We start from the raw sequence: 11,623 nt of genomic DNA on the forward strand, positions 1-11,623 counted from the left end.
AACAGAGTTCGCATAAGGCTTGCAATGATCAAGCCCAGATCACGGACCGATAGCGCGAAGGCATTCGATATAGTAAAATCTATACCTTTTACTATAGATCCTCTTGGCACACATTTCTCCACTGCGCTGCTTCAGAAGCGTCAACGCTGCAGCTGCGCAGAAGAAAAATCGCACCGCGAATCCCCCCAAGACAGGGGCATCCGGTTCGAATTCCGAAACCGGATGAGTCGACCTACTTGATGATGATCTCTTTCGCAGACTTTTTCTGCGGAATCATCGGCAACACATGCTCGGTATAGGGCACAATGACGTCGAGCAGGTAAGGACCGTCGTGATCGAGCATCTCGCGGATAGCCTCACGCAGGTCCTCACGCTTGATCACACGGCGCGCCTTGACGCCAAATCCGGCAGCAATCGTCAGGTAATCGGGATAGATCGCGTCTGGATTGTCCGGTCCACCGATGTTGGTGTGATCACAGAGAATGGTCTGCCCGCGGACTCCATCATAAAAGCGGTCTTCCCACTGCACCACCATGCCGAGGTGCTGGTTGTTCAAAATCATGACTTTTGCGTTGATCTTTTCAATCTTCGCAGTGGCGAGTTCCTGCACGTTCATGAGGAAGGAACCATCGCCGTCGATGTCGATCACTTCCTTCTCCGGAAACGCCACCTTGGCCCCCAGCGCAGCAGGATAACCAAAGCCCATCGTGCCCAGTCCAAGCGAGCTGATGTAGCGGCGCGGTTCGTTGAAGGGATAGTACTGGGCCGCCCACATCTGGTGCTGGCCCACTCCGGTCGAGATGATGGCCTCGCCTTTCGATTCCTGATACAGCACCTCCACCGCTTCCTGCGGCAGGATGTGCTCACTGACCTCGTAGGAGAAGGGATACTGAGCCTTCCATCCGTCAAGTTTCTCCATCCAGGCGCTGACATCCGGAGCCTTGCGTCCCTGTTCCTTCCACAACTCGTTCATGCGCTTGAGCGCAAACCCGATCTCAGAGTGGATCGCAAGGTCCACCTTCTTGTTCTTGTTGTGCTCGGAACGGTCGAGATCAAAATGAATGACCTTTGAATCGGGCGCAAACTTGCTGACATCCCCGGTGATGCGATCATCAAAGCGTGCTCCCGCGCAGATCAGCAGATCGCTCTCATAGACCGCCCAGTTGCCCGCAACTGATCCATGCATGCCAAACCAGTTGAGGGATTTCGGGTCATCCGCCGGCATCGCACCCAGCCCCATCAGGGTCGAGGCCTGTGGCACTCCGGTCAATTTCACAAACTCCCGCAAGTGCTCACTTGCATTGCTCGAAATGATGCCGCCTCCCGTGTAGATCACCGGACGCTCTGCCTGCTGGATCAGGTCCAACACCTGCGATAGCTCCGCATCGCCTGCGCGAGGGTCTGCCGGATAGCCGGGCAGGTAAATCTCATCCGGAAAGAAGGGTTCAAAGACCTTCTGCTGGATATCCTTGGGGATATCGATCACCACGGGTCCCGGGCGGCCAGTCTGCGCAATGAAAAACGCTTCCTTGATCGCCTTGGCGAGTTCGTTGTGATCGAGCACGAGGTAGCTGTGTTTGACGATGGGCATCGTCATGTCGAGAAAGTCGGTCTCCTGAAAGGCCGCTTTCCCGATAAACTCCTGATACACCTGGCCCGGGAGCACCACGAGCGGAATGCTGTCCATGTACGCGTCCGCAATGCAGGTCACCAGATTCGTGGCTCCCGGTCCGCTGGTGGCCATGCAGACCCCCGCCTTGCCCGTTGCCCGTGCATAGCCGTGTGCCATGAATCCACCACCCTGCTCAAAGCGCGGCAGGATGGTGCGGATTTTATCCTCCCGCTTCACCAGCGACTGGTGCAGTTCCAGCGACGCACCTCCCGGATACGCAAAAATGACGTCCACGCCCTCGCGGATCAGTGCTTCCACTACGACATCGGCCCCTTTCATGGCGCTGCCGTATTGACCTTTGAGTGCGGGTTGAGATGACGAATCGGGAATCATGGTTTCAGAAGGTTCGGTTGCAGTCAAAAAGCCCTGAATTGAGCGTTGATCGGCCCAAAAATCAAGTTGTTTCTTGGATGATAAAGGTTCATTCATCTAAGAATGGCAAAGAAAATTCTATTCATCGGGGACATCGTCGGCAAGCCGGGCCGCCAGATCCTGAAGTCCCAATTGCCCAATCTGATCCGGCGGCACAGCATCGATTTTGTCATTGCCAACGGCGAAAACGCAGCTTCTGGAGCCGGTATCAGCAAAAAACTTGCCCACGAAATCCACCAGTGCGGCGTGGATGGGATCACGCTCGGTGACCATGTTTGGGATCAAATCGGGTTCGCCGATGAGATTGAGGACATCCCCTTCCTCTGCCGTCCTGCCAATCTGTCGCCGCGCAGCTCCGGACGTCCCTACCTCATTCTTGAGAAGGAGGGATTTCGGCTCGCCGTGATCACGCTGATGGGGCAAGTCTTCATGAAGATTCAGGCATCCTCCCCCATGGACACCATTGATGCCCTGCTGCCCGAGCTGCGCGAGCAGGCCGACGCGATCTTTGTTGAGGTGCACGCCGAAGCCACCTCGGAGAAGGTTGCCATGGGGTTTTACCTTGATGGCAAGGTCTCAGCCGTTGTGGGCACGCACACCCATATTCCCACCGCCGATGCGGCCCTGCTGCCACTCGGCACCGCCTACCAGACCGATGCAGGCATGACGGGTCCCTACCACTCCGTGCTCGGGCGGGAGATTCAGCCCATCCTCGACCGCATGCGCGATGGTCTGCCCCGGCGTTTCCCTGTGGCGAAAGACAACGTTCAACTGTGCGGCTGTCTGGTCGAACTCAAACACGACGGCTTCGCGCGCCATATTGAACTCGTGCGCGTCCGCGATTATCAATAAGAGCACCGTCCGCTTTCATCCCGCAAGTCCATGCAAATCCTTGTCACAGGTGGCACCGGTTTCATCGGTTCCCATGTCGTCAAACAACTCGTTGCTCAGGGTCACACGGTACGCTGCACCGTGCGCCGCAAAAGCCACACCCGCCGCCTTCGCGGTCTGGCCTACGAGAAAATCGTTGCCGATGTGCGGGAGCGCCTGCCCATGCTCGAAGCGGTCAATGGTTGCGACGCCGTCATCCACTGCGCTTCCCTTTCCAATTGGAAGGACCTCAGCTCGCCCGAGCTGCGCTCGATCATCCTCGATGGCACGCAAAACCTCATCGATGCCAGCATCGCACAGGGCGCCCGCCTGGTCTATGTAAGCAGCGCCGCCGCGCTCGGAGCCAGTCGCGATCCGCATCAGCTGCGCACGGCCAACAGTGAGTTTAATCTCAACCCCAAACGTTACCGCTACGCCGCGCTCAAGGCCGAAGCAGACCGTCTCTGCCTCCAAGCCGTTCAATCCCGCGGGGCCAACATTGTCTGCGTCCATCCCGCCGAGACCTATGGTCCGGGCGATACCCAGATGGTCACGGCCTCCACACTGCGTGATTTTGTATCGGGTCCGATCTGCCTGACCACCCACGGTGGCATGAGCGTTGCCCATGTGGAGGATGTTGCCGCCGGAATCATTGCCGCATGCGAGCGCGGGAGATCGGGTCAGAAATACATCCTGGGTGGAGAGAACAGTACCCTTTCCCAGCTCGCCGCCATCACTCAAGCCTACTGCGGCACCCAGCTGCGCGAGTTCTGCATTCCGCGCAGTCTCGTGCTGCTGCTCGCGTTCGTCTTTCGCTGCACACCCTTTGTGCGTGCCCAGACCCTCGCTACCCAATACCGCTACGCCGCCCACTACTGGTTCTATGACACCGAGTCCACCCAAACCCAGCTTGGAGTGCAGTTTCGCAGTGCCGAGGAAACGCTCCATGACACGCTGAAGTGGCTGCAAAAACAGAACCATGGAATCCGCAAACGCTGAGGTGGAGGCACTCGCTGGTGCACTCGGATTGATCCTGCCCGCTGACGTCCTGCACGATACGCGGCTGGCACGGGATTTCACGGCAGCATGCACCACCGCAGAAAGGGCGTTCGCAACGTCCATGAGAGGTCCGCGCCTCGATGAGTTTTCCACCTCGCGCATCATGGCGCGTGAGCTGCTCAAGGTGCTGCAACCGCTCTCTACGGCCGAACCCGTTTCCATCTTGCCCGACTCCGATGGATGCGTTCGCTGGCCTCAGGGGTTCACCGGCAGTATTTCCCATACCCAGCGCATCTGCACTGTCGCGCTCTGGAAACAGGCCGCCGTGAATGCCAGTGTCGGGATCGATATCGAATCCCTCGGTCGCCTTTCCGAGCGTGCGCGCACGCGCATCGCTTCAGCCGCCGAGCAGGATCGCATTCACTCGTTCTGCGATCGATTCGGTATCTCTGCTTCCGACGCGTTCACACTCCTGTTCAGCGCCAAAGAAGCCTATTTCAAGTACCAGTTTGCGCACACCCGGCTCTGGCTTGATTTTCGCGATGTCGAGTTGCTGGACTTCAGCGATGAAGCGTTGCTGCTGCACGCACCCCGACTGCAAGGGCACGCCCTTCCGTCCGAGCGAAATGCGATCTACCGCTTCACCCCAAACCACGTCGCCACAGCTGTTTGGCATCGCGGTTAACCCCAGCCCCTGCCGATCACCTGCGGATGCCCTACTTCGGGCACGCTTCAGTAGCAGAACAGGCCGGGCAAATGCCTTTCACTTTCACTTGGATGCTCGAGGGCACATATCCAACCATCGCCAGTTTGGCGTGCAGTTGCAGGCGCGTGCATCCAGGATCCAGTTCCTCCACGCGTCCACACTGCTGGCACTCCACAAACAACTGCATGCTGCCAAAACTGCTCAGGCGATACCGCTGCTTCTTCTCCACCAAATCCGCCTCCGCAATGATGCCCGCCTCGATCAGGATGGGCAGGGTGCGGTACACCGAGGTGAGGGAAATGACCGGATCGATTTCTTTTGCTTTCTGATACAGTGCTTCCGCGTCAAAGTTGCGTTCACACTCAAGCACCGCACGCAGCACCACGCGGCGCGGAGTCGTAATGCGATTGCCAGTCCGGTTCAGGTATTCGATGAATTCCGCCTCAAGGGAATCCGCCAGGACTTCCGGCTGTTCGATCTCACTCATGCCGCTTTGTCAGCGTCGCGAAACAACAGCTCCATCACCACTTCGGGATGAACCCGCAGATCCGTTGAACGCCGCACATGCTGAATCGCACGGTTGCAAAACGCATCCAGACTGCCCTCTTCCAGCTGCACGGGCAGCGTCGCACAGAGTTCGTTGCCCTTGCGCACTCCAATCACTGTGTGGCGTTCAATCCACTGCTTGAGCGGTTCAAGCGACGGTGCCTTCTCCGGACTCGCCGATTCGAGCAGCGCGTAAAAACAGCGCAGGCACTTGCCCGGCTGCTGCGGTGGCTCGTGGGTCATCGAATACAGCTCCAATATCCAGTCCGCCTGCTTGGCAAAGGGCTGGCACAGCGGCGCCAGCACGGCTGACGGTAGCGTTGGATGGGTTGGATTCGAATTCACAGGCAGCACTCAACTGCATATGCGATTCAATCTCAATAAAAATCGACAAAAAAATCCCGATGCCGCTGCACCGGGACGTTCTGAGGCGATGGACTCGCCGGTGGATGCCTTACGCTTCCACATATTCGCCACACCAATCGCTCTCGCTGGTGACGGGAAAAATCGTCTCAAACTGTGTTTCGTCATCGACTTTAAAGACAACAGTCTGCGGAGCACGCACACGGCACTCGCCTTCCGATCCTTCCACACGATTCCAGTGCGCACACGCCGCACAGGATTTTGATACAGTCTTGGTCATTTCCATAGTTACTTCCAGGTTGAATTCTGGAGTGAACCTACTCAGCTTTCCACATTTGTAAAGCTAAGCACTTCACAATCAATCACTTGCTAATGATAATCACTCTCAACAATCAATGAGTTTCAATCTCAACAGCACGCGTCCGAGCAACCTCTCCTGATCCACCCAAAGCATCTTCGCCATCAACCATAACTTATCACCCAAAACCGATTACCCATTCCCCAACCCCGTTCTCGTCCATCTTCTCTCATGGCAATTTCCCTATCTTGCGTAGGGCTCCCGCTCGACGGGAGCCGCCGCTCCACCCGCCATGCCCTCCACAAACCATCGGTTCCCCATAACGGAATTTGGAAAAATTTCGACTCCTGGACACTCGAAAACCTCAACGGTTCCACCTTTCCCACCAACAGGTTCAAGAACCACTCACAAAAACCTGTTGCGCGCAGCGCATCCTCTTGGACTGGCCTCGCCAGTCCATCCAGTGAAGCACAGCTGAACGATGTTTCAGTCCCAGCAGTGCGTCAGCCTTGCCAGGCAAGACCGATATTGAAAGAACCATACCCAGACATTTACTAACCACAAGGTGTCAACTTTTGATCAGGACGAGAGACCTGTCCCATCACCTATCGCCTATAACCACCCAAGCTAACACCGTTCGTCCTACGGACTCTCTCGATCCGGCTTCGCCGGAGCAGGATACACGTCGTTTCCTCCGTGTAACAGGTTCAAAACACTTTCTTTTGTTCCGTAGCGGAATTTGGAAAAATTTCGACCCTTGGACATTCGAAAACCTCATCGCTTCCACCTTTCCCAGCAACAGCTTCAAGAACCACCCCCAAAAAACCTGTTGCGCGAAGCGCATCCTGTTGGACTGGCCTCGCCAGTCCATCCAGTGAAGCACAGCTGAACGATGTTCCAGCTCCAGCAGCGCGTCAGCCTGTTCCAGCCTGATCCAAGCAAAGCTTAAAAGCTTCGCCATCAAGCATTTCCGCTTCGCCACCGCAGCTCCACTACACCCCTCATCATCTGAGAAATCTAAGTAATCGGTGGTTCAAATTCTATATTTTATAACCACAGATCTATGAGATAGGCACAGATAGGTATTAGTCGAGATCCAGCGCCCACCCAACCCAACACCGTTCTCGCAACAGATCCTCTCATGGTGTTTTCCCTATCTTGCGTAGGGCTCCCGCTTGCCGGGAGCCGCCGTTCCAACCCGCCATGCCCCTCCCCAATCCATCGGACCCCCGTAGCGGAATTTGGAAAAATTTCGACCCCTGGACACTCGAATACCTCAACGGTTCCACCTTTCCACCAACAGGTTCAAGAACCACCCACAAAAAATCTGTTGCGCTCAGCGCATCCTTCTCCATCGCAGCTCCGCTGCACAGTGGTTCAAACTCTTTCTTTCTAAACCACAGATTACTGGATAACACAGATTCCATTGAGTCGAAATCCGATTGTGATCGTGATCGCACATGATGTGCGTTTCTCGCCCAGATTCGAGGCTTCCAGAACCGTGTCCCATATTGGGAAATCAATGCGTTTGTGAATGGCAATTTAGCCGGGAAACACACACAGCAATTCAACTCCGATCTCGATCAACGGCCAACCGCTGGTCAATTCTCCTATCTTTCTGATTTTGCGTTCCTTGCAAGCTTTCGCATTGCCTTCCCACCCGAATCCTTTTAGACAAACTTCGTGCAAATTTCCTCACCTCATTACCCCTGTTATCTGCCTTTGAATGGCAACTAATATAACTGTTGTGCAATAATTTAAAAGAATATGAGCATCCAACTAAAACAACATCTCGAAAATCATAACTCCTCACCATTCTTGTTTTTGGGCTCTGGTTTCAGTAGGAGATATTTAGGTCTAGAAGACTGGGAAGGATTGTTGAAAAAGTTTTCTGGAAACCTGAAGCCTTATGAGTTCTACAAGGGAAAGGGCAATGGTCAACTTCCGGCGATTGCCTCGTTAGTAGCATCTGATTTTCATGATTACTGGTGGAGTAATAATGACCAAGAATCTGAAAGAAAAAAATACTCACTCTTGTGTATCAATGAAAGCTCACCAATAAAGATTGAAATATCCAAATACCTCAAAGGTATTTCCAATAGAATCTATGAAAATAGTGAATTGAAAGATGAAGTCGCTCAATTGTCGAAGCTAAACGTAGATGGTGTAATCACTACAAACTGGGATCTGCTTTGCGAGACATTGTTTCCCAAATATAAGGTTTTCGTTGGACAAAATCCTTTATTAGCCAGCCACCCTCACAATATCGGAGAAATATACAAAATACACGGGTGTTGTTCCCAACCAAATTCGCTGGTTCTCACAGATGAAGATTATAATCAATTTCGAAAAAAGCAGGCCTATTTGGCAGCAAAATTGATTACTATTTTTGTAGAGCATCCAATAATTTTCATAGGATACTCACTTTCTGATCCCAATATAATATCACTTCTTAGTGATATTATTGTAGGACTAGGAGAAGATCAGGTTAAAAAGATTCAAAATAACCTTATCTTCATTCAAAGATCAAAACCTGACCGTCCTGAGGCATTTGAATCAAGCACAATTGTAGTAGGAAGCCTTCATTTACCTGTTACCAGAATTGTGACCTCTGATTTTGCACAAACTTACGCTTCAATATCTTCAGTAAGAAGGAAAATCCCTGCAAGAGTTCTACGATTTTTCCGAGAACAAATTTATGATTTGGTAAAAGAGGAAGACCCTGAAAAAAGATTGTATGTAGTGGACTATGAGGACATCGAAAACCATGAAGAAGTTGAATTTGTTGTTGGTGTAGGAGTCATTAATGAACACTTAAGTAACGTCGGATATACTAGCGTTGGTCCTCGAGAGCTATTCGACAATTTGATCAATGGCGTGAACCAGTTGTCAGCAGATAGCGTTCTAAAGTCTACACTTCCTAAATTGGCAAATGGGCGCAAAAGAATATATCTACCCGTATATAAATACCTGAATGAAATAGGAATCAGAACCCTGGAAGGATATGAAGGTTCTGGATATGATTTTAACAATGTTCTTCAAACAAAAATTGAGGACTACCGCTCACAAATATTTACCAGGCAGTACAACACCAACTGCAAGGATATGAGCATCGAAGATCTCAAAATACAATACCCTGTAGAAAAAGTAGCTGCATTTATCCCGTTCATGAATGAAGAGGATATTCCGGTCGATTCTCTAAGGCAGTTTTTGTCAGACAATTTCGAACTCCATTTCGAGGGTAATTACACAACCAACTTCATAAAACTTTCATGTTTACTAGATTTACTCGAATTCAAACAAAACTAAGCACAACAAAACATTTGTAGTAATTCCGGGCACTTCGCGCCCTCCACACTACAATTCAGACGTTCTAAATATATCATATTAAAAATCATGATTAAAATATCGTTCATTATCGAAGAAAGTAAATCACAGTTCACTTCTGCTGCATACGTCGATGAGTCCAAAAACATAACACCAAACGAAATAGAATACTTAAGAAGCGTATTACCTAACCTTGTTCACGAAGAAAAGAGTTTGGCTTCTCGAATTCTGAAAGATTTTGATTCAAAAAACGAAGAACAGAATGATAAATAGGGATTAGTTTACCGTGGTTCTCGACCACCTCATTCGGAGTCTTAACGCCCATTTCCTTTTCCTTTAGATATACCTCTGTTCCATTGTTATATTTAACGGTAATTTCCATTTTCGTCCTCCTTTGATTTAGCGGCATTCACCACCTCCACGTTGGCAAGAAACTAATATGGATCTACTAAAAACACTTTATGAAGTTGCAGGATCTGCTCACCCCAAAACGTCAATAATGGTCGCAGCATTAGTAGGAGCGGTCTTTTTCGGTGGATCTTGGTGGCTCATTGGAAAACAATACGAAAAAGAAAAGAAACAACCGTCAACAGAATCAAACACAAACCAAGAAGATTCGAGAATTTCACGTTATGAGTCAGTGAGTAAACCCAATGATTCTGATGATCAAATCGTGGAAGAACTGATTGAAAGTGGATACGCAACTCTCATTTCGATCTCGGACACCAAAGGAAATAAAAATACTAATTCATGGGGAAAGAAATCCGGCGGACATTGGTCTAGTGCCAATCAGGTAAAGATATATCCAGGGGATGTTATTAGGATTTCTGCTACGGCAGCTTCACCTGAAGAAAAACTAATAGAATACAAGTTTTCGTTACAGAAATCAGGCATGTCTTTCGTTACCAAACAAGAATGGAGTAGTGATTCTGAATGGGAATGGAGTGTGAGGGAAGAGGACATTGGCCGTGATGTCACCGTGATGGTGTCGGTTAGATGTCCAAAGGATTTTTTTCAATTCAATGATTCAGATGATTACACCTACGCAATTTATGATGTTTTACCCAAACCATCCAAAAAATGAAAGAGTGCCAACAAGTAGGAATGAGAAGGCGCAAAGACAAATCGCAATGAAGCGATGAGTCCGTTAGAACGCCTTTATGAAAACATCAACCTATACAATTGGATTGGATCTCAGTGACCGCAAAGTAGCGGTATGTGTGCTCGATGGGAGCGGAAAAGTGGTTGAAGAAACTAGCCTGCCAAACGAGGTCAAAACCTACGTTGCCATCAGCGGGACCTACCCTGGAGCAACGATTGCATTGGAAACCGGAACCCACTCGCCCTGGGTCAGCCGAACCCTATCGACCCACTCGATGAAGGTACTCGTGGCCAATGCGCGCAAACTTAGGGCCATTTACAAAAGCGATCACAAAAGCGACCAGAACGATGCGCGCATGCTCGCCAAGATTGCCCGGGTGGATCCTGAATTGCTTAGCCCAATCCAACATCGCAGTGAAGCAGCTCAAAAGGATCTTATCAAACTCAAGGTTCGGCAATCACTGGTGCAAGCCAGGGTCAAACACATCAACTCGGCCCGAACCCTGCTCAAGAGCATCGGTGTGCGTTTACCCAGCCAGATCAGCTCAGAGGCGTTCCCGCGAAAAGCACGTGAGCACTTGGAGCCTGAACACCTGGAACTGATTGAAATGCTCATCGATGCGGTCGAAGAGCTCAACGAACGCATCAAAATCCTTGAACAGCAACTTCAGCAAATGGCTGCAAGCAAATACCCTGTGACCGAACGTCTGCGTCAGATCCCCGGTGTGGGACCGATGACAGCACTCTGCTTTGTGCTCAGCATCGAAAACCACCAACGCTTCAAGCGCGCACGGGACATCGGACCTTTCCTTGGTCTGACTCCCAAAAAAGACCAATCCGGTGAAAGCGACAAACAACTGCGCATTACCAAAGCGGGAAACACACAACTGAGGTGCCTGCTGGTCAATTGCGCCCACTACATCCTCGGGCGCTGGGGTCCTGACTGTGATCTGCGAGAGGCAGGTTTGCGCATCTGTGCCAGAGGAGGTTCGATCTCCAAAAAACGGGCCGTCATCGCCACCGCCCGAAAACTCGCCGTGACCCTCCTGGCCATATGGAAGAGCGGCCAGGATTACCGGCCGCTCCGGATCAGCTGTTGAGTCAACGAACTTTGACACCCTTTATGTCTTGTCCAAGCAACTGCGATCGACTGTCAGCATGAACATCAACTCAAAAAACTCAATGCGATAACAAGTAAGCAGTGCTTGAGACTGGACACCCACCTGCACAGAAGTTTAGGATCACTTCACCAACAGTGCGTATGGAAGCCAGACAAACAAGGGATCGTCCAGCACTCCAATCACTCCTCTTTAAAAACCACCTTCGTGAACTCAGAAACCTTTTATCTTGAATAGCCTTCTCATGGAAG

General features: G+C 51.2%; 10 protein-coding genes. 6 read left to right on the forward strand and 4 right to left on the reverse strand.

The genetic code is table 11. The annotated features are described in order from the left end of the window. Positions 1–232 precede the first annotated feature (232 nt). Positions 233–2,005: a biosynthetic-type acetolactate synthase large subunit gene (gene ilvB / locus ABQ298_13295; protein ID MEQ9825354.1), complete on the reverse strand. Its 1,773-nt coding sequence runs from the start codon at positions 2,003–2,005 to the stop codon at positions 233–235. 102 nt (positions 2,006–2,107) lie between these two features. Here ilvB and ABQ298_13300 point away from each other — a divergent pair, with 102 nt between their 5' ends. Genes ABQ298_13300 through ABQ298_13310 form a run of 3 tightly spaced genes read left to right on the forward strand, consistent with a single transcriptional unit; the run spans position 2,108 to position 4,598 of the window. Beyond that, positions 2,108–2,896 carry a TIGR00282 family metallophosphoesterase gene (locus ABQ298_13300; GenBank protein ID MEQ9825355.1) on the forward strand — a complete coding sequence of 263 codons (789 nt, stop codon included), beginning with the start codon at positions 2,108–2,110 and terminating at the stop codon, positions 2,894–2,896. A 30-nt stretch (positions 2,897–2,926) separates the two neighbouring features. Then, positions 2,927–3,913: an NAD-dependent epimerase/dehydratase family protein gene (locus ABQ298_13305; protein MEQ9825356.1), complete on the forward strand. Its 987-nt coding sequence runs from the start codon at positions 2,927–2,929 to the stop codon at positions 3,911–3,913. Further along, positions 3,894–4,598 carry a 4'-phosphopantetheinyl transferase superfamily protein gene (locus tag ABQ298_13310; GenBank protein MEQ9825357.1) on the forward strand — a complete coding sequence of 235 codons (705 nt, stop codon included), beginning with the start codon at positions 3,894–3,896 and terminating at the stop codon, positions 4,596–4,598. Before ABQ298_13305 ends, ABQ298_13310 begins: the two co-directional genes overlap by 20 nt. A gap of 31 nt (positions 4,599–4,629) precedes the next feature. On the opposite strand, the gene ABQ298_13315 is transcribed toward ABQ298_13310, so the two are convergent. From ABQ298_13315 to ABQ298_13325, 3 genes are all read right to left on the reverse strand, one after another. Continuing rightward, entirely contained in the window at positions 4,630–5,106 is a 477-nt protein-coding gene (locus ABQ298_13315; protein MEQ9825358.1) for a Fur family transcriptional regulator, read from the reverse strand. Further along, entirely contained in the window at positions 5,103–5,510 is a 408-nt protein-coding gene (locus ABQ298_13320) for a hypothetical protein (GenBank protein MEQ9825359.1), read from the reverse strand. The genes ABQ298_13315 and ABQ298_13320 overlap by 4 nt, the downstream gene beginning before the upstream one ends. A 109-nt stretch (positions 5,511–5,619) precedes the next feature. After that, entirely contained in the window at positions 5,620–5,808 is a 189-nt protein-coding gene (locus ABQ298_13325) for a hypothetical protein (protein MEQ9825360.1), read from the reverse strand. Positions 5,809–7,593: 1,785 nt separating this feature from the next. On the opposite strand from ABQ298_13325, the gene ABQ298_13330 reads away from it, so the two are divergent. From ABQ298_13330 to ABQ298_13340, 3 genes are all read left to right on the forward strand, one after another. After that, entirely contained in the window at positions 7,594–9,135 is a 1,542-nt protein-coding gene (locus ABQ298_13330; protein MEQ9825361.1) for an SIR2 family protein, read from the forward strand. Between the two features lie 457 nt (positions 9,136–9,592). Continuing rightward, positions 9,593–10,237: a hypothetical protein gene (locus ABQ298_13335; protein MEQ9825362.1), complete on the forward strand. Its 645-nt coding sequence runs from the start codon at positions 9,593–9,595 to the stop codon at positions 10,235–10,237. Between the two features lie 76 nt (positions 10,238–10,313). Continuing rightward, positions 10,314–11,354, forward strand: a complete 1,041-nt coding sequence (locus tag ABQ298_13340; protein ID MEQ9825363.1) for an IS110 family transposase — start codon at positions 10,314–10,316, stop codon at positions 11,352–11,354. Positions 11,355–11,623: the final 269 nt, after the last annotated feature.

This window comes from Puniceicoccaceae bacterium (genome assembly GCA_040224245.1).
Taxonomy (GTDB): Bacteria; Verrucomicrobiota; Verrucomicrobiia; order Opitutales; family JAFGAQ01; genus JAKSBQ01.